This is a genomic window from Campylobacter concisus, assembly GCF_902460845.1.
Lineage (GTDB): Bacteria > Campylobacterota > Campylobacteria > Campylobacterales > Campylobacteraceae > Campylobacter_A > Campylobacter_A concisus_X.
In genome coordinates this window covers 423,705-443,979 of sequence record NZ_CABPVS010000003.1, presented here as the reverse complement: position 1 = coordinate 443,979, position 20,275 = coordinate 423,705, and the positions used below count along the sequence as shown (strand labels likewise).

Genomic DNA, 20,275 nt, shown 5'->3' with positions numbered 1-20,275 from the left:
TTAATATTAGTTCCTGACCCTCTTGTCATTTGTGCCCACCAACTAGAATTTACTTCACCACCAAAAGCCCCTTGAGCTTGTATACTACCATCAGTGTTACTTCTAGTGACTATGCTACCAGTGATATTTCTAATGGCATCCCCCTGCAACTTACCAAGAGTATCTGCATTTCCGCCAGTACTTCTAAAGAAACGTCCATCACTAAAGTTTGGCAATAAGAATTTATCGCCACTTCGCCCGTATGTGTAACCGAGCACTGCAAAGAGTGCCGCATATGTATTTTTGTCAAGCGCCGAGCCGTCACAACGTAAAAATCCATCCGGAGTAGTTGAGTTTGAGCTGTATAAAAGATAGCTTCCGACTGGTATAGCTTTTTGTAGCTCGGTTTTTAGAGCAAATTTATCGTCGCTCTCTTGCTTGGTGTAGGCGTCTATCTTGTCTTTTAACTTAAGAAACATCTTTTCGCACCATTTTCTAGTTGCTAACACTATATTGTTATCAACCTTTAAAATGATGCTTTCACTCGCATTTGCGATTTGAAGTTTAAAATTTAATGTGATGTCTTTGCTTGACCCCTCGTTTAAAAGTGGCTTATAAGTATCTGCTAGCCTTGCAACTGCAAAGAGTGAGCCATCATCGCAGTATATGCCAGCCGTTTTTATGTAAAATCCGCCAACTTCAGGCGGTATTATGGAATCGACGTCAAGTATGTTATTATCGTTTTCGTCTATCGTTATGGCGTTTATTGCACCTCTGTATTTCTCATTTGGTATCGATGTGGTTTGTTCGCTTAGCTCTCCTTCGTAATCACTCACTACGATCTCTTTTAGAGCTATCTTTGATCCGTCGCTAGCGGTTTTTAAAAGCTTGTTTATGCCACTAGCTGTTAAAAGTGTGTATTGCTTCATTTATCCGTCCTTTATCTTGTTAAAACTCTTATTGCATCGATTGGTATGCTTATGATCTCGTTTATCTGCGTAGTAGCTCCTACTTTAAAGCTTGCACTCTCACTTATATTTGAGACTACGTAAGGATCTACACTTATGTTTTCACCGCTAAATGTGTAAGAGTAAGCTTTTAAATTTATGCTAGCAGTGGCTTTTATGCTTGCTCCATCATAGACGCTACGCACGTTTTTATAGGCGTTTATGATCTCATCAGATCTCTTTAGTGTTTGTGGGCTTACGCCATTTTTACTTGCATCAAGCTCTAGTTTGAAGTGATAAGGTAGTCCTGCATAATCGAACCACTCTTTCACCTTGGCATCTGCATAAAGTGCGCTTAACGCCTTATTTAGACTATAAAAAGTGCCTGAGTAGTAATGTATCTCGAAGGCATTTTTTATGAGCTCTCTAGCTTCATTCTCGTTTAGTCCATCAATATCTACATCAAAGCTAGCTGCAAGTACTGGCAGTAAATTTTTTGGAGCTTTGCTTGCAAGAGTATTTATGACACCAATGTCTAGATCCTCAAACCTTACGCCAAAAAGCAAGTCAAATTTCTTATCAAATTTACTTTTGTGGTTAGGTAGTAAGCTCATAACTCGGCCTTTTTGTAGCTTATCTCATAGCTTAAATTTACAAATTCTTTTACGCTTATCTTTTTATCATTAAGTGGCTCTTTAAGACTTACTCTATAAACGCCGTTGATGTGTAGATTTTTATAGATATAGCTTAAATTTAGATCCTCTCCAAGACTAAGGCTAATTGGCAGAGCTGATATACTCTTAGCAATTTCGTCTTGAAAGAGCATATCTGTTAGCTCAAGAGTAGCTACTACCTTTACATCTATCTTTGTAGCATTTAACACGCTTAGATTGTCGGTTAGTGGCCTGACCTTCTCAGCATTTAAAAAGCTCTCCACATCAGCTCTAGTCTCTTCGCTCATGTCGGTAGTTTTGAGATAAATTTGCACCACTCCAGCACCGCCATTTAGCACACTACACTCCAACACCTTTGCATTTGCGCTTAGTGTTTGATAAGTATATGCTTTAGCACTGCCTGCAGTTGAGAAACGCTCTAAGCTTAAAACTGCACGCTCTCTTAGCCTATCATCGCTTTCACGCTCGGCTCCGCCTTCAAACTCACTTAGCTGTTTTGCTTTTAATACAAAAGGCAGTGGTGTTTGGATATATTCGCACTTTGCTTTGCTGGTTTTTGTAAACTCATCCAAGATGATCACTCCAACAGCTTTTAGCTCATTTGTTCTTATCACAACTTCACTTTTTAAAGTTGCGATTTCACCATTTTCGCTGCGTAAAATTAGCCCTTTTGGTAAATATGTATCGCTGCTTCTTGGCATAGAGAGTGTAAATTCACTCTGCGCGGTTGGCTTCTCTCCTTTTAGTCTCTCTATGCCATAAATCGCTACTATGTTATCAAGGTCATCTCCAGTAGAAAGTGGTAGCAACATAGCCTTAACGCTATCATTTATCCTGGCTCGCAAGAGTAACTCTCTATATGCTAGTGTTTCAAGTAAGGCCGAGTAGTTGTCGCTTTCAAGTAGTGAAATTTCATCATCAGTTAAATGCTCTTTAAAAAGGTTTTTAACATTATTTAAAATTTCATCATATTTAAGTACCTCAATAACGTTTGGATATGGAAGTTGCTTTAAATTCATGCTCTTACCTCTATCTCATCGCCACTCATAAGCACTACTTTAAAGCTAAGCTTATGATCTTTTAGGCCTATAAGACGAACTTCATCGATCTTTACTCTCTTTTCCCACTTCTCAACCGCTTCTATCACAAAGCACGCCAGATCAGCACGAAATTCATCATCCACCTTGCGATCTATTAGCTCATAAATTCTGCTGCCATACTCAGGTAGCATCACCCTTGAGCCAAGCGGAGTTAGGAGTATGTCTTTGATAGAGTTTTCTATATCAATGAGATATTTCATCACTAATCCCTCGCAAGTCCGTTATTTTTATGATCTGTTAGGCTGCCACGCGCATCACTTACGCTGCCGCCAAATTTTGCATTGCCACCTGTCGTGATTGAGCCAGTGATCCTTACATCTCCATTTATCTCAAAGCTACCACTACCACCACCGCTTCCTGCTGTATTTATTGACCCTTCAATGAGTGTATTGCCGAGCAGCTTGATATCCCCGCTTTTTATTGTTGTCTCGCTGGCCTCCACCATCACATTCTTAGCCTTTACATTTGCGTTATCGCAAGTTATGTTTATAAGCTTTGGAGATGAAATTTCAAGGCAAGAGCTAGAGCTGTCATAGCTCATCTTTATGCCATCTTCAAAACTTATATGTACTTTCTTATCAGTTGCATCAGTTTTATATGAACTTTGATAAAGTCCACGAAGCACCACACCTGAGTTTAGCTCATCATGCACAGGTAGCACTAGCACTTGCTCTCCTACACGTATTGGTGAAAAGCTCACTGCATAAGAGTTGGCATGTGCTTGAAATACCGGCAAAAAATCAGTTACCATCGAACCAATGGCAACTTTTGCACGGTCATCTCTTACTTCACTGATAATTCCAACTTCAATCATTTATATGCTCGCTAAATTTTTTATTTCTTAGCGTTCTTGTGTACTTTACGCTATGCTTGATCTCTTTTACATCATCATGTATTTCATTAAGCTTCTCTTTATTTATGGCAAAATTTGCTGCCAAAATATCGCTTAGTTTTTCAGTGGCGCTGCTTTGTTTATTTATCGCTTCACTATTTTTATTGACCACATCGATCATCAAATCAGTGTTTTTGCTCGTATATCTACTAAGCAGCCAAAAGATCACCACAAAGCCTATAAAGCCAAAAATCGCCATAAAGACGATAAATTCATTTAATCCCCATGATCCAGCTAAATTTATTAATCCAGCTGTCTCTCTTATCTCATTGCCAAAATCTAGGCTATTTTCCATCTTCTTCCTTTATTCCAAGACATTGTTTTAGTTTTTTTTCGCAATCGCGGTAATAAACAGCAATCTTCTTGTCCATCTCAAACGTGCCATTATCTTTGGGTTTTAGTGGCATTTTGGCATTGCATTTTACGGGTATATATTTTTCTTTATAAACAACTATAGGCTCAGACACTTGCTTATCTGCACAGCCTGAAAAAAGCAGAACGAGCGCCATAAAGAACACTAATATTCTCATTTAAACAGCTCCTTATATGCAGCCAACTCGCTTTCGCAACTTTTATCTTTGACGTAGATCTTCTTTATTCTCTCGACCTCTTTTGACGGAGTATCGTCGATCTTTACCGCAGCAGCCTTTATAGCTTCGTTTTGTGAAGCAAGAGCTGTATCGCAGGCACTTAGATTGTTTTTGACTGTAGTGTAGTCCTTGGTTAGTCGCTCGTTTTTCTCTTTTACGCTTTCAAGGTCTTTAAGCAAGACGGAATTTACGCCCTCTAGCCTTGAATTTTCTAGGAACAAATTTATGCAAGCAAAACCTAAAAGCGCGGCCAATGCAAAGCCTACGATAGGAAGTTTAGTTATCAAGTAACCCACTTAGCACCTTCTTTGCTCGGTTCGGCGTTTGTTTTGCCCAAAGGCTATCTAGTCCATTCTTATAGGCTGCCTCATATTCGCCAGACTTTATAAAATTAAGAGTGGTAACAAATTTTTTAACTCCTGGCACTCCCATTTGATAACACATCTCTATTACCACGTCTTGGACATTTTTTGGCTTATCTTCCAGCCAAGGAAAAGCTTCACAAACGCTAGGTATGAGCTTAATAAGCTTCATCTCTAAAATCTGATCTGCTACCGCTTTACTCATAGGCTCAACCCTTCCACCATTTAAAAAGAGTTCGTCTTTACTAAGAGATGAAACCTTAAAACCATATCCGACAGTAGGATGCCCACAAGTATCCTGATATATGTAGCTTTTAAAGCCTTCGTTCTCTTTTATGTTTTCTTTTAATGACATTTTGACCTCGATCACTCTTCTTTTGACCCCAAATTATCGTCTTGATCAGAGGATTTGTCCTCATCTTGCAACTGTGTATTTGAGTCATTTTCTTTAAAAACCTCTATCATTGAGGAGTCCAAATACTTTTTAGCTTCGTTTTGATTAAGGGTGATTGTCTCACCCTCTTTAACGAAATTTCCCTTTACGCATATATTGCCTTTAGCTATGTACATCATGCTCGCTCCTTTATGCCTTACTCATAAGGCTAGCCCATTTTTTAACGACTACTTCATAATCAGTAAATACATCAAATACGTATTTTAAAGCTCGCTCTTCAGCGTCATACCAGCGGTTACGACGGATGTCTAAAACTACTCCTAAAACTAAGTTTTTAAGTGGAGTAGCTAGATAAGTGCCTTTTGGCATAAGAGGAGTTATTTCAAATGGAATGCCAAGTATTTGGTTGGCTCCGCCTTGAACGAGATGAAGCGGCGAATTTAGTGCGCTTAGCTCTTTATTGTATTCCTGAACGTCGGAAGGGTTTATCAAAATCCTAGCTTCGCTTACGATGTCCGGGTCTATAGATCCAACTAATGCACTCAGTCTATTTGATACCTTTTCTGATGCTGCATAGGTTAATTTAACTGCGTCGCTAGAGTCCTTGACTACTTGTAGCCAGCCTTTATGTAGCGTCTTAAAAGTTCCGTCGTAAGTATCGCTCTCTCCGGTAAAGCCAAGAAGCGCCAAATCGTTACCGAAAGCTTTAGCAAACGCGTCAAAAGTCTCTTTTTCAAAATTAGGGTTTGACTTATTATCTTCTAACGCGTCTTGCAAGATGCGAGAGAATAGCTGAACGCTTTTGGCATCTAGCTTTGCACCTACTTTGCTTAAAGCCGATCTTTGTGAGTCGTTTGGTTTTTCGCCACTAGCTACGCGCACCAAAATTCCTTTTGCTACGTCCCATGCATCGAGCTCTTTAGTAAGTCGACCCATTTTTTCAGTATGGATTTTTTGCAAAAAGCCGTTATTTTGCTTAATAACGTCTATAAAATTATGCGATTGCTCAGGTGTAAGTGAGCCCGAGAGAGTAACATTGGTGGCATTCATAGAGCCTTTTAAAATATCGTTTAATCCGTCCATTATAGTATTCCTTTGCTTGCTGAAATTTGCGTTTTTTCGATCGTTACGTCTTGTTTTGATTTGCTTAACTCGCTTGTTATCGCGTCAAGTTTGGCGGTTAGCTCGCTTACCGATTTTTCAAGTGTTTCAAGCCTTGCGTCATTTGCACTAATGCCAGCTTTTACAAGCTCGGCAACTGTATTTTCATCCATTGTTTCTCCTTTGTTGTTTGAACTTTCTTTTTTAAAATTTTCGCTTGAGCCGAAAAACTCTTTTAGCGCCGCTATTACGCCGCCTTTTGTGACATCTTCTTTTTCGCTCCCCTTTATCACTCCACTGCCATACATTGATAGTCCAGTTATCGTTCCGTTTTTTATCATCTCTCGCAGTTCCTCATCTTCTATTTTGATGCCTACCGCCCACGCTCCCTCTTCATTAAAGAATTCATCTTTGCTTTTTACTATCCAGCTTTCGCATATATAGGCGTCTGCAATATTAAAATTATGATTTACATCTATACAGTAGCTAAGGTCCGATCTCTTCATAAAGTTATAAGTAGCCCTTTTGATTTCGTCAGCATTTGCAAAATCTCCTTGTGTATCCACTTCGTCCGGGGCATAAACTATCCCATAAACAACTCCTTGTTCTGCATCGCTCTTTTTAAAATCGACTCTTAACAGCTCGTTAAAATTCTCATTTTTGTAGATGATTTTTTTATTGTTAGCACCTGCTGATACCAGCGAAATTAACTTGATTTGCATATCAGTTATCTCTCTAGCCATTACTTACTCCTTATTTTTTCCGCCATTTTCGCCAAAAATAAGATTTTTAAAAACCTAAATAAGACATATATGTCTTATCTTGCTAGAAAGCGAAAAATCTTTATCGTAGAATTGGATTAAAAATTTTTAGGATAAATATGGATAGAATTTTTAAAGCAGCGCAAGGTAGCGCACAGCTTACTGAAGAAAGCAAAGACTCACAAGGCTTAATAGAGCCGTTTTTTAGCTTTGATAGATTGCTAAGTCTTTTTTACGCTAATACCTATCACAGGCGAGCTGTGCAATTAAAAGCATCACTGTTGTCTAATATAGAAGATGGCTCAAAGCTTGAAGGTGGCGCTATGACGCCCAAAGATTTTTTATATGCGTTTATATTAAATCTTGAAATTTTTGGAAATGCTTTTGTTGAAATTGCGGGTAAAAACCTTTATGTACTTCCCTCTATCGAAGCTAGAGTAAACGAAAGCAAAGAAATATTTCAAGTAAAAAACAATAAATCAATAGCGCTTAACGCCAAGCACTTATATTATTACTCTCCAAACTCTAGGTTTTACGGAGAGCCCGATTATTTGGCGGCTATGCTCTCGATTCTCACCAATCAAAAAGCCGACAGCTTTAATAACGCCTTTTTTGAAAACTCCGCCCGAGCCGATACGGCCATAATCTTTGAAAATTCAGAGCCTGATGAAATGCAGCTTAACGCCTTTAAAGAATTTTTCGGCTCGAATTTTAAAGGGACGGGCAATGCGCACAAAACTTTGGTTTTAACCGCAAACGGCGATAACGCAAAAGTACGTATCGAGGATCTAAGCAAGGTAAGCGATATTAGTTTTGAAAAGCTTAAAAACCTAAATAGGGACGAGATCATAGCCGCACACGGAGTACCGCCTAGAATGGTCGGAGTAATGACCGCCGGACAGCTTGGAGGCAGCGGAGAGGTAACCGGACAACTGCACAGCTTTAACGAGCTTACGATCATCCCAAAACAAGAGCAAATAGAGTGGTTTTTCGATAGTATCGGCTATCCTATCAAGCTTAAGCCTATCGATGTAAGCAACTTTAAAGACGACGGAGAGCTGGTAGCTGGGCTGGTAAGCAGCGGCATAATTAGCCTAAACGAAGCGCGCGGAATTTTGGGTTATAACAAATAAAAACGTTTTAAGCTGTTTTAATACTAAAACAATGCAAACGTATCTTTAAAATACGTTCGTTGAAATTGAAGCCGTTTTGAAGCGTTTTGAAGCAGGTTTTTAAAAAGGAATAAGATGCAAAATATCATAGATGAAATTAGACGCTATAACAAATTAAAAATGATAGCCGACGACGAGATAATACCGTATATAGAAATGGCAGAGTCTCAGATAGGCAAATACGCCGTAGAAGAGGCGAGCAAAACAAAAGCCGCCGCTTTTTATACGTTAGCGCTTTTAGGACAGAAGCTTTGGCTTAAAATCCAGCAGCGCGCAAATGAATACGACGAGAGCTTAGATACTTTTAAAGACGTTAAGCAGTGGGAGGAGTATTGGATGGATAAATTTTACAAACTTACGACAAAGAAAAATACGAGCGGATATTTTTATGCCGCCGTCTAAGGAGAGAGTATGGAAGTAGAGAATATCAAGACCGAAAAAGAGCTAATTGTGTTTTGCGAAAAATTAATTTTAAAACACGAAGACGATTTTAAAATTTTCGTTTCCGAAAGAAGCGCGCTTAACCATGCGCAGTATAAAGCCGTCTTGACCGTTATTGTTCCCATTAGCGCCGGAGAGGTTGTATTAAAAGAGCTTATGGGTCTAACTCCTCTTTTAAATTTTAAAAACTCAAGCGTAGATGCCACCGATGAGCGGGGCGTGGATATACTAAATTTCGATTTCACGCTTGATTTTATGCGCTCTTGTTTGGAGGATGAATAAATGGCGTATTCTAAGCAGACGAAAGAACTCGTTTTAAATTTAATCTCCTCTGGATACTCGTTGTCTGAAATTAGTAAAGAATACAAGATCGACGTATCTACTCTGTCGCGTTGGAAAGGCAAAGAGGATAAACAAGGCCGCCTAACCTCTCAAAATTTAAAAGCTCAAATCGCAGAGCTTAGCAAAGGCAAAAGCAGCGACAGTAAAGCAAAACAAATAGCGATGCTCTCCGCATCTTTATCTCGCCTTGAAGGTCAAAAGGCGAAAGAGGCGAAGGTAAAAAATAAGAAAAAGCCTACCACCATAATGAACGCAGACTATGAAAGCCTAAAGGCTAAAGCTATGGATGAGGGCGGGCTTTACGGTTATCAAAAAGATTTTATCAATGACACGTCTCAGTTTCGTATCGTGCTAAAATCCCGCCAAATAGGTTTTTCATACGCCTCGAGCCTTGATGCGCTGCTTGGAGCCGTTGCGGGTCGTAATCAGCTGTTTTTGAGCGCGAGCGAAGAGCAAGCTAGGATTTTAATGAACTACCTAGACGGATGGGCCGAGAAATTCGGCATACTTTTTGCTAAAAATAGCGAATACGAAAAGAGCCTAGATAGCGGCGCTACGATTAGGGTTATGGCTCATAACTTCCGTACGGTGCAAGGTTTTACGGGCGATATTTGGATGGATGAGTTCGCTTGGTATCCAAATCAAAAGCGAATCTGGCATGCTTTCGTGCCCTCAATCGGCGCGGTAGCGGGTCGCCTCACTATCCTATCTACGCCGTTTGAAGAGAATTCGCTATTTCACGAGCTATTCGACAACGAAACAAAATACTATATGTTTTCAAGGCATAGAGTAGATATTTATAGAGCTATCGAGGACGGTCTAAATTTCGATCTTGAAACTATGCGCGATCTTTTTGACGCCGATACGTGGGCGAGCGCGTATGAGTGCCAATTCATAGACGACGAAAACGCGCTTTTAAGCGTGGAGCTTATAAAAAGTTGTATAAAAGACTATGCGCCGGCACTCCCCGCCAAAAGCGTCCCGCAATACGCGGGATTTGACGTGGGTCGCACGAAAGATAGATCGGCTCATATAGCCGTATACGACGAAGGCGGCGTAAAGAAGCTAAGCGTGCTAGACGTTATCGCCAAAGCAAGCTTTGAAGCGCAAGAAAATTTACTCATAGACTTTTTGCGCCTAAACCCTTTGGCTATGCAAAAGATAGATAAAACGGGTATCGGTATGAGCGTAGCCGAAAAGGTAAAAAGGCGCTTTCCTTCAAGGGTGCAAGGGGTCTATTTTACGCAAAGTAGCAAAGAGGCTATGGCTTTAAATTTAAAAAAACACTTTGAAGATAAAAGCATAATCATCCCAAACGACCCGGCATTAATAGCCGATCTTCACGCTATAAAGCGAAAAGCGGGCGCTAAAAGCTTTATTTACGACAGCGACCGCAACGAACACGGCCACGCCGACCGCTTTTGGGCGTTAGCTTTGGCGCTTAGTTACTTTGAAAAGGTAAGGGACAAAAGAGGCAAGGCGTATATTATTTAAAAATTTGATATAATTTTTTTTAAACCAAAATAAGCTTACTTGACAAAGGAGAGGGGTGGCATGAAAAGGTTTTTGGTTATTTTACTTATGGGTATGTTTGTATTTTGCGGATGTGAAAGCAAAGATGAAAATATTAAGGCAGATATAGAAAAATACGAAGAACTTCTTACAAATATGTATATATTTTATTACAAAAAATACAACCCAGTAAGGTGTGCCCACACGCAATATAAGGGCTATTTGTTTATAAAATGTTTTGAAGCGGGGGGCGATCATACGCAGGGCGGAGTTTACGTCGTAGACGATACCGCGACGAATAAATTCGGGGGTTTTGATGTTTATGCGATAAACGGAAAGGCCATAACGCATCGCGGGGTTATGCTTAAAAGCGCAAACAAGGAGCTTGAGGATTTAAAAATACTGCCTGCACCTGCACCGAAATGGTTAGATTTGGTTGAAATTCATAATCTTATAGATAGTAGACAAAATTTTGAAGGCGAGTATATCAAACAAAGTCTTTTTGTTGGAGATGCGACAGAGTAACTATGTTTTATTGATTTTTTAAAATCACTTTTATCTCTTTTACTATCTCTTTACCTACATTTTGCGCTAGCTCGTCGCTAGCGCGTTTCAAGCCGCCGTTTTTGTAGATATTCCAAGCGTTTAACAGATATGGATTTGCCTTTATGCCGGGGTGTTTTACCTTTTTACCAAAAAATAATCCCGCCTTTTTATTGGCTAAAGCTTTTTTATTTCTGGGTTTGATAGTATAAGCTCTTGTACCACTATGGACATATTTGGCATATTTTATTTTTAAGGTATTTCCTATTTTCACTTCACTAGCGTTTGCCTCAAATACCCTTATATCTCTTTTGAGATTGCCTGTTCTTATAGGTGCTGTTTTTTCTTTGGCGACCTGCGCTACGCCCGAACCCACTCTAAAAAGGAAGTCTTTTAAATATTTGTCGATATTTTTCATTTTATACTTTGAAATTTTCTTTTATGTATTCTAATGCGTCTATAAAAGTACCGCTAAAACTCTCTTTTTTTATCCAATTGTCGCCATTTTTATCAAGATCGTAAACGACGAATTTGCAAGTTTTATTAAACATAGCGATCTTTTTACATTCACTTATAGCCTTATCGCTTGGGAGGACAATGTCATAAATCCAGGTAATATCATCATTAAGCACTTCAAATTGAGCAAAAATTTCAATCTCCATACCTTTACCCAAACTGGCGTTTTTAGCGCTCTCTATCGTCCAGCCGTTACCTAGGCAAATATTGCAAATTTCCATTTTATAATCTCCGCTTTATCTAAAACCGCGCTTCTTTTAAAATATCTTTCCAGATTATCACTCGGTTTAAATATATTATATAAATAATCACCATCAAATACCATAAAATAGCCGTTTTGGCTTACAGCTACGCTTCTGTTTGCATGTCCTCTGTGTGGAGCTATCTTTAAGATAGAGTTGAGTGCTTTTATAGTATCTGCTGGGCTTACGTTTCTTTTTGATGAACTTACAGAGTGATTGTAAGTCTTTTTGTTTGCATATCTCTCAACACCCATTTTATCTATATGTTTTATAATCTCATTTTCGTAAAGCGGTTGCGTATTTCTCATCTTTACGCCATCTATCTCTTCTTCGTCGACCCACACCGGTATGGCTTCCGTGCGGCAGCGAAAGTGATAAGGTGGAAGCCCGAAATTACTATCCATCTTATCGCTTTTACCTAGATACGCGTCGCTTTTCCACGCTGCGGCCGCTTTTTTGCTAGCTAGGCTATTTGCGTTTAGTATCCTCTCGGCTTGCGCTTCAAGGTGAGTCGCGGAGATTATTCGTCCGTGCATCGAGCGGCAAATTTGCGTCGTCCTAGCGTCCATAATAGCTAAAATTTTATAATATTTTACGCCGTATTTTGCCCCTTGCGTAACGGTAGCGACGTTTCTAGCCTGCAATGCTATATGATCGCTCACGCCTTTAAAATAGCTCTCGTCCGCGCTTATTATAGAGCCAAATTCTCTTTTTAACTCCGCGCCGATCTCATCAAGCTCTATCTCGCCTTTAAAAACGCCCTCGATCTTATCTTTTAGCCTGTTTTGCAGATTTTCGTTATACTCTTTGCCCATCCAATAAAAGCTCTTTCTCATCGCATCCACCGCATCCGCGTCTATCTCGTCAAAAACGAACGCTAGAGTTTTATTCATACTTTCAGCCACTTTTTTTAGAGCTCTTTTGGATAAGATGATATATAAATTTTCAAGATCGCTAGGCAGTACGTCTATGTTTGCGCTTTTGGCTTTGTTTAAAAGTAGCTTCTTTAGGGTTTCTTTGTCCGTATTTTCGGTGCTAATAGCTAAAATTTCGGCTGTTATGGTTTCTAGTTTTTCTATCTGCGCAGCGGTGTAGTTTTGTAGCAAAAACTCTATATCGTCGCTTGATTTTAGTATCTTGTATCTAGTTAAAGCTTTTAAAAATCTCATTTTTTACCTTCGATACGCTCTATATATTCGGCGTATTCTATTAGTTCTTTATCTTTTATTGGCTTTTCTTCGGTCATCCAGCTATATCCGCAACCCTCGCATCTTCTCATTCTTATGTTTTTTAGTCCCTTAATCGTTTTTAAAACGCTCGTTTTTTCGCATGCGCATTTAGGACAAAGCATTTTATTTATTCTCCATCTTCTTTAAAACTATAAGTATTTTTGAGGCCTCTCTCTTTTTTATATACTCTATTTTTAGGTATAAATTTTTAGTTATCCGCTTTATGAAAAATAGCAAGGCTTTGTCGCTTTTATCATTAGCTACTCTTTGCCAAAGAGATTTTATGGCATATATTTGACTTTGCGTTGCAAACTCTGCTGTGCTGGACTTTGGATTATCTTTACCGTCCATAACGGCTATTAAATTTATAAGCTCTTTTACTTTTAACTGCGCGCAGCTTTTTACGTCCCAAGCGCTTAAAAATTCTTCCCATGCGTCATTTTGTTTTGCGTGTTTATAAAACGGGTGCGTATGGATGATCGCCAAAAGCTGCTTTCTATAAATTTCTTCTTTTTTGCTCATTTTATAAGCCTCTAAACCATAAATGTTTTTCTAAAAATCCACGGCTTAAACCACTACACCTAGCTAGTTTTGATACGTTTAGCTTTCCGTTTTTAAAGCGGTAAAAACTAAGATCGTAGCTTAGAACATTATTAAGTTTAGCTTGATACGATTCTCTCTTTTTTGCGTGTAGATTATCAAGGTGATTTTTTTGTTTAGTTGTCATTAAATAATCCTAGGTCGGGTTCTTTTTGGATTTTTGTTTCATTATTTATTGCGCACTTAAAAACATATTCTCCAAGCTCATAATTAACCTCATTTCGCAGTATTTGGCGCTTATTTTTTATGTCCTTAAAAGCCGTTATATCAAAGTCTTTAAAATCGCCTAGTTTAACGTCCGCTATGGCAACCTTAGGCTTAAAATCTTTTTTAGCAATATGAAAATTGCACCAAAAATAGTGCCTACCGAGTAAAACATTAGGAGCTATAAGGGGCGTATAAAAAGGTATTACATTTTCGACCACCCACCTTGTCTGACATCTTTTTTGAAGATATGCTATCAAAGAGTATAGATTAAAGTCAGGTAATTTTCTTGAATTCTTCCATCTAACATTACCGAAATTTAGTTTTGAATGCGTTTGGCACGGCGGCGATGCCCATATAAAATCAAACTCGTCGTAATGCTTTGCTGCATAATCGTACGCATCGGCAATAACAATCTCATCATTTGGATAACGAAAAGCGTAAGCGTGCGCTACGGCTTCGTCAAGCTCGACGGCCGTTACTCTTATGTCAGTTACGTTATCCCACAGTCTTCGGTTTCCGCCAAGACCTGCGAATAAATTTAGAATTCTCAATTATTTTCCTTAAAATTAAACCTTTTAAAGAGCGTTAAAGTGGTTTAAAACGCTCTTTAAAGGGCTTTTGCCCTCTCTTTAAATTTCTTCAACTCTTCATAGTCAAATTTACAAACTGCTAGGATTATCATGGCATATAGACATAAGGCCATCATCATGTAAGGAACTAGCATTACAATTATCGCTGCTGTAACTATATTTTTAGAATCTCTTTTTCGTTCAGATTTAGGGATTACTATCCTAGTAGCAATGAGAGTTACGATAAAAGCATAAATGTTTAAAATTAGCCCCCATATTAAAAAACTTAGCATCTCTAAAGCCCTTTAACACAAATTCTTAATTTTTCTCGTCTTACAAACCTAGGCAAAAGCCTATTTTTGCTATCTTTTAACTTTTTATATTCACTCCAATAAATTTGAAAATAGCTCTTTATCCCGTTCATTTTCCTATCTCCAGGCTCTCTATCTTAGGTACTATCCTAAAATTATCTTTCACTACTCTTTTAAGACCAAGTTTTACTAAATCCTCGTCTTTTAGCTCCGCAAGTGCTTCCTTGTTAGGCTTTTCTTCATATATAATGCACTCTTTGCCTAATCCAAATGCCTTTATTGAGCTTAACAAACTTTCAAGTTTGGCTTTTACATTAGGTATTCTTACACTCTTACTTATACGGTATCCGATCTCGCCGAATGTAAATTCCTTCGAGCGTTTTTCGGCAAATTCGGCCTTATTGTCCTCGCAAAATAGTGTGATTTGCTGTTCTAAAAAGCTTTTTTCACTCTCAAGTCTTTCAACTTCGCTCTTCCTAGCTTCTTTTATACGGTTGCACTCAAGCGTTACTTCGCCGTTGATCTTTTCTATACCTACGCTTACTTCGCATAGTCTTTTTAAAGCGACGTCTACGTCGCTAAAACTATTTATTTGCATCTTTTACTCCTCATTAAAAATTTTTATTAGCCCTATCACTCGAACAAACTAAATTTAAGCTCGCTTAGGCCGTATTCTTTAGCCCACGCCGCCTCTTGTGCCATGCCTGTACTCTTATCGCTCCACTTACACGAATGGCTGTAGTAGTAGCTGCACACTCTAAGCAGTTCTTCGCAGTTTTTCATTACTCTTTCACGCTCAAGCTCGCTATATATATCCATCCACGCAAGTACGGGCGAGATAGGCTCGTAGCCGTTAGCTCTGACGATAGCGCAAGCCTGCTGTGCTATTTGCTTAGCGTAGTAGTTTCTGTCCCGATCTTTGCACTCTATGCTTGAGTAGGGAGTAGAAACAAACACTAATCTCGCTGTTTTCATCTATTCTCCTTTCTTAAAAATTTAACTTTATAGGAAGCTCCGCAGAGCTCCCGAAAAATCAAATTTAAGCTGCCGTATCGATCACTTTGCCGTCGGTGGTTCGTATGATATATTTGCCTACTAGCTTAAACATACTCTTTGAGTAGTCCGCCTTTTGGCCCTTTATCATGCTTCCGCGCCTTATGCCCCATAGTTCACCTTTAGCACTTACTCTCATTTCAAATCCTTTCTCTTCAAATTCTCTCACCAGCCTAACTAGCCCCGCCGCTTGCGTTCGCTCCGCTACGTCGTTTTTAAGAAAATTTATCGCCATCACGCTCTCCTTGTTTGATATACTAGATTGGCCGCCACTTTAGCTTCGTATCCCAAAGCCAAATTTAGCGACGTTTTTTCATATAGCCTTGCATTGTCGCCTTCGGCTAAAAACTCCGCTATTTCCCCTTCTATTCCGTTCATTTGACCGATTTTTATGAGCTCGTCCCTGCTTAAAACCATCTCTGGAGAATAAGTAAGCCTGCTTTGCAAATAGCCGCCGAGCTTATCTATGCGTTTTTTAAGCACCCCAAGACCTACTGCTATGACCGCTATGCCTAGTTTGTAGCGTTTACCGTATTCGTAGATTTCTCTTAAAAGCTCAAATTTTTTCTCAAACGTTAAGTCGTTGTCCTTTACGAACAAATCGGCTTCATCCACGATTATTAGCCTTTTTTTGCTATGCGTTATAGCCTCGCAAAAGTGCTCTAATTTATCGTCCATGTTTCCGCTCGGTTTTTCGCCGATAGTTCGCAAAAGTAGGCTCATAAATGCGCTTGCGCTTAGGCTTTTGCGAGCTTTGACGTATACTCCGTCAAGCTCGTGCGCCGTCATTTCTAGTAAAAAGGTCTTTCCCATGCCGCTTTCGCCTAAAATTAGCTCGAAAAAACTAAGATTAGAGCTATTCATTTTAAAAATCCTATCTCTTATCTTTTCTTGCGCCGTGCTTAGCCAAACTTCGCTTTTAGGCGTCTTAGCCTCTTTTTTTTCGGCGTTTGCCGCCAAAACCCTATCCAAATACGCCTCGATCGCCGTCTCGTAAAGCTCGGCCTTAGACGAAGCGTATTTGCCGTTTATGACGCCGCTTACCGTTCCCCCGCCTTTGCCTATGGCTTTGCCTATCGTTTCTAGCGTTTCGCCGTAAGCTTGGCAAAGCTCGAATTTTTCTTTTAAACTGATACCCATAAATTCTCCTTTTACATAGCATTAAGCAACTCTTCATTGCTCATGGCTATTTTTTTGCTTATTTTTCTAGTTTTCTCATTTTTTACTTTGGTTTCGTGCGCGACGCTCGTATATGCATTCATGGCATTTGCTCTCTTGTATAGATCAAAGTAATATCCAAACGCCGCTCTTACAGCCTTGGTTACGGCTTCGTTTTTAGCGATTTGCGCTTTTACTTTTTCGTGATCTCTCGGATCGATTCTATCTATGATATTTGCCTCGCATAGCGCTCTATGACTATCCATATCCACGATATTTACTCTCTCGTAGTCGTTCTCGTTTATGCGCACTTCCACCGTTTCGCCGTTAAATTTGCAAAGTCTAGGATGGCTATAGGTGCGTTTTTGCCCCATTATCGTTAGCGTTGCGCTGCTATTTTTTACCTTGATAGCACGGCGCTCGCTAAATATAAAATCAAGCGTCGTCTCGTCAAATACCGCCTTTGGTTTAGCTTCTAGCTTTTCAAGAAAGCTTTTCATAGGATATATTTTGCGGCTTGCGTTATAGTGCTCGTTCCACCACCTGATCCCTTGCTCGAAATAGCCGATGAAATCCTCGTAATTTAAAGGATTTTCCTTCATGTATTTTTTGATGATCTCTTGTGTATCACCCCGTTTATCTTTGTGATAGCTAGCTCCCCCTCGCTCGAAAAACACTATCTCACTCATGCGTCTTTGCACGTGGTTAAAGATATTTTCGATAGGTTTTGCGCGCGAGTTTCCCGGCTTTGCTTTTTTGTGTATCATGTTTGGCGCAAGATCGTCGAAGTCTCTAAATTTTATGCCGCTTAGCTGACTCCTTACCTGCTCGATGTAGTTACTTAGCTCTGGCTTGCCGTTATCGGTGTATATGGCGTCCGCCATGCCGAATCTTAGCGCGCTTTTTAGGCTTCTTCCTACGCTTAGGCGGTTATATTTGCCAAACGTCACGTCTATACCTATGATGGCTCCGCTTCCCATATCTATCCATACGTAAGCGTTTGGATTTAGCACCTCTCCGTCGGGGCCGATAGCATCAAAATCAAACACTATCTGATCGCCGCAAACTAGCTCCATGCTCTCGTAGCAGTTTAGATCCCTGATGATATGAGAGGCTATCTCGTTTCTCACCCCTCTATCTCCGGCGGTTGCGCGAAGCAGCATGGCTTTTATTTCAGCGCTCGCCGTTAATCTCGCAAAGCTTTGATAAGAGCCTATATTTAGGTCGTTCTCTTTTGCGTAAATTTCAAGCTTTTCGTAAACGAACCTTTTAGAGCTCAAAGGGTTATGCAGCATAAACCCAACCGCCCACTCTAAAGCCTTCATTTCAAAGCTAGAACTCTTAAAACTAGCCCTAAAATCAATACTTAACTCATCGTCTTCTATCTCTACGTCTTCTTTTTTGTTTAGTTTCGCCCATGTATAAAGCGTTTTTAGGCTAACTCCGTACTTTTTCGCTACTCCTTGCCCCCACATAGTCTTACTCATGCCTTTTGGGCAGTTTTTTAGCTCTCTGACGGCTTTTAGCTTATTCATGTTTTCTAGATCCTCGATTTTTATCTTTACCTGATCTTGGCTTGCGCTTTTGGCCTCTATTTTTTCGCAAGCTTGCGCTCCGCAAAGCAGATTACGGCTATCGCCACCGTGCTCGCAGCAGCCGCTACCGTCCATAATATATCCATCGCTAACTGCGCTATCCACAGCGCTGCAAAAATCGGCGCTATCGCTACCGCGGCTATGATCAAGGTTAGCGTTAATACTATTTTTCTCATCGTCTGATTCCTTTTGGTTTGGGTCGTTGTTTGTTACGGCGTCGTCGATCCAAATTTGGAGGGTTTTGCCGCCGCGACCAATGCCGTCGGTGTAGGTAAAGTGTGATATATTACACCCAATAAGACAAATTTTTTTGCCTGCTCTTTCTGCTCTTTGTGTAGCCTTTTTAATGGTTTCATATTTTACGCCCAAAATTTCAGCCGCTTCTTTGCTGTTTACCCACATATTAGGCTACTTTTATCCCGTCTTTTTCTAGTATTTTACGAGCCTTTTGGCTAACGTAACCTTTATATAGGCTGCTTAAACTAAGGCCGCGCATCTCGCAGTAATCTTTAAGATCGTATTTTAGTTTTCGCTTAACCGCTTTGGTGATTGGTTTTGCTATATTTGCCACTTTTTCTCCTTCTGACCTATTTTTAAAAAATCTCTTTACTCTATTCCTTGCTAGTTTTAGCATTTTTACTAACCTTTCTATAAATTTCCTAGCATTTTTACTAATAAATTTAAGAAAAATTTAGTATTATTTCCCAATAGATTTAGAATTATAGCGTAATATATTACTACTTGTCAAGATAAGGTGTAATATATTAAAGGATTTTCATGAGCTTGTCTACAAAATTAAAAGAGCTAAGAGCAGGAAGACAATGGACCCAGGCAGATTTGGCAAAACATTCCGGTGTTTCACTTGATAGCATAAAAGGCTATGAGAGCGGAAAAACAAAAAATATTACTGTTGAGAATTTGCAAAAAATAGCTGTTGCCCTTGGCGTAGGCGTAAATAAATTCTATGATAAGAATTTATCTCTTGAAGAATTTCAAATGTCCCTTATAAAAAATAATCGTGTCCCTAAGTTGTCCCTTAGTGATAACAATTTGTCCCTTAATACTCCAAACCTTAAAAACTCCCAACTAGAGCAAATCAAAAACGATCAAATTTATATAAGGCAACTCAGCTCAAGCGTGGGCGCAGGCGAGAGTGTCGATATTGACGGCATAGAAATTTATGATACCGATATTCTTGTTCCGTTTTCGCAAATGCTCTTTAAAGTTCGCCCTAAAAATACCGATCGCGTGCGCTGCATGAAGGTGGACGGCTACTCTATGGTGCCGATGCTTTTCCCTGATAGTTGGGTTATAGCAGACGTTACGGCGTCTTTTGCCGGCGATGGGTTATATATCATAAATTATTGCGGTAATTTTATGGTTAAGCTGCTTCAAAAGTCGCCAAACGGCGTACTGCACATTAAAAGCGTCAATAAAGACTACGAAAGCTACGACATAGGGCCAGACGACGATGTGCAAGTGTATATTGTGGGTAAGGTCCTAAGATGCGTGATTTAAAGTGATTTTGAAGCTATTTTTGAAGTTTTTGAAGCAATTTGAAGCTTTGGCTTTCAAAATGCAAAAAAATGCCTAAATTTTGCAAATTTTGCATTTTGAGTTCTCATTTTTTACCCTATGTCCCTATCTGCTAAAATAACGCTCTTAACGCTATTTGCTCCATATTTTTACCTGTTCTCATTTTTTTACCTTTTGCATAAGATTTATCATAAGAGTGTTTATAAAAAAAATCTGAGCGCTAAAAAAGTAAAATTTATTTTAGATTTCTTAAGCCTTTCTTGATAAAAATTATCTGTAAAATTTAAGAATTTTTTATTAAAAATTAACCTTATTTACTACCTTGATAAAATTATATAATTTCGTTCCTTATCTCAGAATCTAATTAATTTATTAGATAATTAAAATTTAAAAATAATTTATATTTTTGCCAAAAAACTCAAAAATTTATCCAAAATTTATATTTAAAA

General features: G+C 39.2%; 32 protein-coding genes. 6 read left to right on the top strand and 26 right to left on the bottom strand.

The features are described 5' to 3' along the window. From F3H00_RS05275 to F3H00_RS05220, 12 genes are all read right to left on the bottom strand, one after another. A partial coding sequence (locus F3H00_RS05275; protein ID WP_149703760.1) for a phage tail-collar fiber domain-containing protein occupies window positions 1-908 on the bottom strand: 908 nt, incomplete at its 3' end. Between the two features lie 11 nt (window positions 909-919). Beyond that, window positions 920-1,540, bottom strand: coding sequence for a phage tail protein I (locus F3H00_RS05270; protein ID WP_149703759.1), 621 nt, complete (start codon window positions 1,538-1,540; stop codon window positions 920-922). Continuing rightward, complete coding sequence (locus tag F3H00_RS05265) at window positions 1,537-2,619, bottom strand: baseplate assembly protein (protein ID WP_149703758.1); 1,083 nt, start codon at window positions 2,617-2,619, stop codon at window positions 1,537-1,539. Before F3H00_RS05265 ends, F3H00_RS05270 begins: the two co-directional genes overlap by 4 nt. Next, the gene (locus tag F3H00_RS05260) at window positions 2,616-2,900 is read right to left on the bottom strand and encodes a GPW/gp25 family protein (protein ID WP_021090248.1); all 285 of its coding nucleotides are present in this window, start codon (window positions 2,898-2,900) and stop codon (window positions 2,616-2,618) included. The genes F3H00_RS05265 and F3H00_RS05260 overlap by 4 nt, the downstream gene beginning before the upstream one ends. Window positions 2,901-2,902: 2 nt before the next feature. Further along, window positions 2,903-3,514: a phage baseplate assembly protein V gene (locus F3H00_RS05255; protein ID WP_149703757.1), complete on the bottom strand. Its 612-nt coding sequence runs from the start codon at window positions 3,512-3,514 to the stop codon at window positions 2,903-2,905. Continuing rightward, window positions 3,507-3,887 (bottom strand): hypothetical protein, encoded by a 381-nt coding sequence (locus F3H00_RS05250; RefSeq protein WP_149703756.1) that lies wholly within the window; start codon window positions 3,885-3,887, stop codon window positions 3,507-3,509. The genes F3H00_RS05255 and F3H00_RS05250 overlap by 8 nt, the downstream gene beginning before the upstream one ends. After that, window positions 3,877-4,122, bottom strand: a complete 246-nt coding sequence (locus tag F3H00_RS05245; RefSeq protein ID WP_149703755.1) for a hypothetical protein — start codon at window positions 4,120-4,122, stop codon at window positions 3,877-3,879. Before F3H00_RS05245 ends, F3H00_RS05250 begins: the two co-directional genes overlap by 11 nt. Further along, window positions 4,119-4,478 (bottom strand): hypothetical protein, encoded by a 360-nt coding sequence (locus F3H00_RS05240; protein WP_149703754.1) that lies wholly within the window; start codon window positions 4,476-4,478, stop codon window positions 4,119-4,121. The genes F3H00_RS05245 and F3H00_RS05240 overlap by 4 nt, the downstream gene beginning before the upstream one ends. Beyond that, on the bottom strand, window positions 4,459-4,899 hold the full coding sequence (locus F3H00_RS05235) for a glycoside hydrolase family protein (RefSeq protein ID WP_149703753.1): 441 nt from the start codon (window positions 4,897-4,899) through the stop codon (window positions 4,459-4,461). Before F3H00_RS05235 ends, F3H00_RS05240 begins: the two co-directional genes overlap by 20 nt. Window positions 4,900-4,910: 11 nt before the next feature. Next, window positions 4,911-5,117: a hypothetical protein gene (locus tag F3H00_RS05230; protein ID WP_180997646.1), complete on the bottom strand. Its 207-nt coding sequence runs from the start codon at window positions 5,115-5,117 to the stop codon at window positions 4,911-4,913. A 10-nt stretch (window positions 5,118-5,127) separates the two neighbouring features. After that, window positions 5,128-6,021: a phage major capsid protein gene (locus F3H00_RS05225; RefSeq protein WP_180382172.1), complete on the bottom strand. Its 894-nt coding sequence runs from the start codon at window positions 6,019-6,021 to the stop codon at window positions 5,128-5,130. Continuing rightward, window positions 6,021-6,782: an XkdF-like putative serine protease domain-containing protein gene (locus F3H00_RS05220; protein WP_149703752.1), complete on the bottom strand. Its 762-nt coding sequence runs from the start codon at window positions 6,780-6,782 to the stop codon at window positions 6,021-6,023. Before F3H00_RS05220 ends, F3H00_RS05225 begins: the two co-directional genes overlap by 1 nt. A gap of 137 nt (window positions 6,783-6,919) precedes the next feature. Here F3H00_RS05220 and F3H00_RS05215 point away from each other — a divergent pair, with 137 nt between their 5' ends. The 5 genes from F3H00_RS05215 to F3H00_RS05195 all read left to right on the top strand — a co-directional run bounded on the left by F3H00_RS05215 (window position 6,920) and on the right by F3H00_RS05195 (window position 10,792). After that, window positions 6,920-7,933 (top strand): phage portal protein, encoded by a 1,014-nt coding sequence (locus tag F3H00_RS05215; RefSeq protein WP_149703751.1) that lies wholly within the window; start codon window positions 6,920-6,922, stop codon window positions 7,931-7,933. 114 nt (window positions 7,934-8,047) lie between these two features. Continuing rightward, window positions 8,048-8,374 (top strand): competence protein CoiA, encoded by a 327-nt coding sequence (locus F3H00_RS05210; protein ID WP_148817285.1) that lies wholly within the window; start codon window positions 8,048-8,050, stop codon window positions 8,372-8,374. A gap of 9 nt (window positions 8,375-8,383) precedes the next feature. Next, a complete protein-coding gene (locus tag F3H00_RS05205; RefSeq protein WP_149703750.1) occupies window positions 8,384-8,695 on the top strand; it encodes a hypothetical protein in 312 nt (103 codons plus the stop codon). Beyond that, window positions 8,696-10,249, top strand: coding sequence for a terminase large subunit domain-containing protein (locus F3H00_RS05200; protein ID WP_149703749.1), 1,554 nt, complete (start codon window positions 8,696-8,698; stop codon window positions 10,247-10,249). It abuts the gene before it with no gap. Window positions 10,250-10,309: 60 nt separating this feature from the next. Next, window positions 10,310-10,792, top strand: coding sequence for a hypothetical protein (locus tag F3H00_RS05195; protein ID WP_149703748.1), 483 nt, complete (start codon window positions 10,310-10,312; stop codon window positions 10,790-10,792). 7 nt (window positions 10,793-10,799) lie between these two features. On the opposite strand, the gene F3H00_RS05190 is transcribed toward F3H00_RS05195, so the two are convergent. From F3H00_RS05190 to F3H00_RS10335, 14 genes are all read right to left on the bottom strand, one after another. Next, window positions 10,800-11,228 (bottom strand): HK97 gp10 family phage protein, encoded by a 429-nt coding sequence (locus F3H00_RS05190; RefSeq protein WP_149703747.1) that lies wholly within the window; start codon window positions 11,226-11,228, stop codon window positions 10,800-10,802. A 1-nt stretch (window position 11,229) separates the two neighbouring features. Next, entirely contained in the window at window positions 11,230-11,547 is a 318-nt protein-coding gene (locus F3H00_RS05185) for a hypothetical protein (RefSeq protein WP_149703746.1), read from the bottom strand. Then, window positions 11,523-12,737: a hypothetical protein gene (locus F3H00_RS05180; protein WP_149703745.1), complete on the bottom strand. Its 1,215-nt coding sequence runs from the start codon at window positions 12,735-12,737 to the stop codon at window positions 11,523-11,525. Before F3H00_RS05180 ends, F3H00_RS05185 begins: the two co-directional genes overlap by 25 nt. After that, complete coding sequence (locus F3H00_RS05175; RefSeq protein ID WP_021090302.1) at window positions 12,734-12,919, bottom strand: hypothetical protein; 186 nt, start codon at window positions 12,917-12,919, stop codon at window positions 12,734-12,736. Before F3H00_RS05175 ends, F3H00_RS05180 begins: the two co-directional genes overlap by 4 nt. Window position 12,920: 1 nt before the next feature. After that, window positions 12,921-13,319, bottom strand: a complete 399-nt coding sequence (locus F3H00_RS05170) for a phage protein GemA/Gp16 family protein (protein WP_087584943.1) — start codon at window positions 13,317-13,319, stop codon at window positions 12,921-12,923. Between the two features lies 1 nt (window position 13,320). Further along, entirely contained in the window at window positions 13,321-13,524 is a 204-nt protein-coding gene (locus F3H00_RS05165; RefSeq protein WP_149703744.1) for a hypothetical protein, read from the bottom strand. Continuing rightward, window positions 13,514-14,155 (bottom strand): DNA cytosine methyltransferase, encoded by a 642-nt coding sequence (locus F3H00_RS05160; RefSeq protein ID WP_149703743.1) that lies wholly within the window; start codon window positions 14,153-14,155, stop codon window positions 13,514-13,516. The genes F3H00_RS05165 and F3H00_RS05160 overlap by 11 nt, the downstream gene beginning before the upstream one ends. Before the next feature lie 56 nt (window positions 14,156-14,211). Beyond that, window positions 14,212-14,466 (bottom strand): hypothetical protein, encoded by a 255-nt coding sequence (locus F3H00_RS05155; RefSeq protein ID WP_149703742.1) that lies wholly within the window; start codon window positions 14,464-14,466, stop codon window positions 14,212-14,214. 127 nt (window positions 14,467-14,593) lie between these two features. Next, the gene (locus tag F3H00_RS05150; protein WP_149703741.1) at window positions 14,594-15,082 is read right to left on the bottom strand and encodes a host-nuclease inhibitor Gam family protein; all 489 of its coding nucleotides are present in this window, start codon (window positions 15,080-15,082) and stop codon (window positions 14,594-14,596) included. Window positions 15,083-15,117: 35 nt separating this feature from the next. Beyond that, window positions 15,118-15,459, bottom strand: coding sequence for a hypothetical protein (locus F3H00_RS05145; RefSeq protein ID WP_149703740.1), 342 nt, complete (start codon window positions 15,457-15,459; stop codon window positions 15,118-15,120). Window positions 15,460-15,523: 64 nt separating this feature from the next. After that, window positions 15,524-15,772: a hypothetical protein gene (locus F3H00_RS05140; protein ID WP_149703739.1), complete on the bottom strand. Its 249-nt coding sequence runs from the start codon at window positions 15,770-15,772 to the stop codon at window positions 15,524-15,526. Continuing rightward, on the bottom strand, window positions 15,772-16,677 hold the full coding sequence (locus F3H00_RS05135) for an AAA family ATPase (protein ID WP_149703738.1): 906 nt from the start codon (window positions 16,675-16,677) through the stop codon (window positions 15,772-15,774). The genes F3H00_RS05140 and F3H00_RS05135 overlap by 1 nt, the downstream gene beginning before the upstream one ends. Before the next feature lie 11 nt (window positions 16,678-16,688). Beyond that, on the bottom strand, window positions 16,689-18,692 hold the full coding sequence (locus F3H00_RS05130; RefSeq protein WP_149703737.1) for a Mu transposase C-terminal domain-containing protein: 2,004 nt from the start codon (window positions 18,690-18,692) through the stop codon (window positions 16,689-16,691). A 1-nt stretch (window position 18,693) separates the two neighbouring features. Continuing rightward, window positions 18,694-18,861 carry a hypothetical protein gene (locus F3H00_RS10335; RefSeq protein WP_188115297.1) on the bottom strand — a complete coding sequence of 56 codons (168 nt, stop codon included), beginning with the start codon at window positions 18,859-18,861 and terminating at the stop codon, window positions 18,694-18,696. Window positions 18,862-19,067: 206 nt separating this feature from the next. On the opposite strand from F3H00_RS10335, the gene F3H00_RS05125 reads away from it, so the two are divergent. Further along, the gene (locus tag F3H00_RS05125; RefSeq protein WP_149703736.1) at window positions 19,068-19,808 is read left to right on the top strand and encodes an XRE family transcriptional regulator; all 741 of its coding nucleotides are present in this window, start codon (window positions 19,068-19,070) and stop codon (window positions 19,806-19,808) included. The last annotated feature ends 467 nt before the right edge of the window (window positions 19,809-20,275 follow it).

What these genes read in the sequence shown, in the direction of transcription:
- F3H00_RS05270 (WP_149703759.1), bottom strand. Translation starts at nt 1,540, where the DNA reads ATGAGCTTACTACCTAACCACAAAAGTAAATTTGATAAGAAATTTGAC.
- F3H00_RS05265 (WP_149703758.1), bottom strand. Translation starts at nt 2,619, where the DNA reads ATGAATTTAAAGCAACTTCCATATCCAAACGTTATTGAGGTACTTAAA.
- F3H00_RS05260 (WP_021090248.1), bottom strand. Translation starts at nt 2,900, where the DNA reads ATGAAATATCTCATTGATATAGAAAACTCTATCAAAGACATACTCCTA.
- F3H00_RS05255 (WP_149703757.1), bottom strand. Translation starts at nt 3,514, where the DNA reads ATGATTGAAGTTGGAATTATCAGTGAAGTAAGAGATGACCGTGCAAAA.
- F3H00_RS05250 (WP_149703756.1), bottom strand. Translation starts at nt 3,887, where the DNA reads ATGGAAAATAGCCTAGATTTTGGCAATGAGATAAGAGAGACAGCTGGA.
- F3H00_RS05245 (WP_149703755.1), bottom strand. Translation starts at nt 4,122, where the DNA reads ATGAGAATATTAGTGTTCTTTATGGCGCTCGTTCTGCTTTTTTCAGGC.
- F3H00_RS05235 (WP_149703753.1), bottom strand. Translation starts at nt 4,899, where the DNA reads ATGTCATTAAAAGAAAACATAAAAGAGAACGAAGGCTTTAAAAGCTAC.
- F3H00_RS05230 (WP_180997646.1), bottom strand. Translation starts at nt 5,117, where the DNA reads ATGATGTACATAGCTAAAGGCAATATATGCGTAAAGGGAAATTTCGTT.
- F3H00_RS05225 (WP_180382172.1), bottom strand. Translation starts at nt 6,021, where the DNA reads ATGGACGGATTAAACGATATTTTAAAAGGCTCTATGAATGCCACCAAT.
- F3H00_RS05220 (WP_149703752.1), bottom strand. Translation starts at nt 6,782, where the DNA reads ATGGCTAGAGAGATAACTGATATGCAAATCAAGTTAATTTCGCTGGTA.
- F3H00_RS05215 (WP_149703751.1), top strand. Translation starts at nt 6,920, where the DNA reads ATGGATAGAATTTTTAAAGCAGCGCAAGGTAGCGCACAGCTTACTGAA.
- F3H00_RS05210 (WP_148817285.1), top strand. Translation starts at nt 8,048, where the DNA reads ATGCAAAATATCATAGATGAAATTAGACGCTATAACAAATTAAAAATG.
- F3H00_RS05205 (WP_149703750.1), top strand. Translation starts at nt 8,384, where the DNA reads ATGGAAGTAGAGAATATCAAGACCGAAAAAGAGCTAATTGTGTTTTGC.
- F3H00_RS05200 (WP_149703749.1), top strand. Translation starts at nt 8,696, where the DNA reads ATGGCGTATTCTAAGCAGACGAAAGAACTCGTTTTAAATTTAATCTCC.
- F3H00_RS05195 (WP_149703748.1), top strand. Translation starts at nt 10,310, where the DNA reads ATGAAAAGGTTTTTGGTTATTTTACTTATGGGTATGTTTGTATTTTGC.
- F3H00_RS05190 (WP_149703747.1), bottom strand. Translation starts at nt 11,228, where the DNA reads ATGAAAAATATCGACAAATATTTAAAAGACTTCCTTTTTAGAGTGGGT.
- F3H00_RS05185 (WP_149703746.1), bottom strand. Translation starts at nt 11,547, where the DNA reads ATGGAAATTTGCAATATTTGCCTAGGTAACGGCTGGACGATAGAGAGC.
- F3H00_RS05180 (WP_149703745.1), bottom strand. Translation starts at nt 12,737, where the DNA reads ATGAGATTTTTAAAAGCTTTAACTAGATACAAGATACTAAAATCAAGC.
- F3H00_RS05175 (WP_021090302.1), bottom strand. Translation starts at nt 12,919, where the DNA reads ATGCTTTGTCCTAAATGCGCATGCGAAAAAACGAGCGTTTTAAAAACG.
- F3H00_RS05170 (WP_087584943.1), bottom strand. Translation starts at nt 13,319, where the DNA reads ATGAGCAAAAAAGAAGAAATTTATAGAAAGCAGCTTTTGGCGATCATC.
- F3H00_RS05165 (WP_149703744.1), bottom strand. Translation starts at nt 13,524, where the DNA reads ATGACAACTAAACAAAAAAATCACCTTGATAATCTACACGCAAAAAAG.
- F3H00_RS05155 (WP_149703742.1), bottom strand. Translation starts at nt 14,466, where the DNA reads ATGCTAAGTTTTTTAATATGGGGGCTAATTTTAAACATTTATGCTTTT.
- F3H00_RS05150 (WP_149703741.1), bottom strand. Translation starts at nt 15,082, where the DNA reads ATGCAAATAAATAGTTTTAGCGACGTAGACGTCGCTTTAAAAAGACTA.
- F3H00_RS05145 (WP_149703740.1), bottom strand. Translation starts at nt 15,459, where the DNA reads ATGAAAACAGCGAGATTAGTGTTTGTTTCTACTCCCTACTCAAGCATA.
- F3H00_RS05140 (WP_149703739.1), bottom strand. Translation starts at nt 15,772, where the DNA reads ATGGCGATAAATTTTCTTAAAAACGACGTAGCGGAGCGAACGCAAGCG.
- F3H00_RS05135 (WP_149703738.1), bottom strand. Translation starts at nt 16,677, where the DNA reads ATGGGTATCAGTTTAAAAGAAAAATTCGAGCTTTGCCAAGCTTACGGC.
- F3H00_RS05130 (WP_149703737.1), bottom strand. Translation starts at nt 18,692, where the DNA reads ATGTGGGTAAACAGCAAAGAAGCGGCTGAAATTTTGGGCGTAAAATAT.
- F3H00_RS05125 (WP_149703736.1), top strand. Translation starts at nt 19,068, where the DNA reads ATGAGCTTGTCTACAAAATTAAAAGAGCTAAGAGCAGGAAGACAATGG.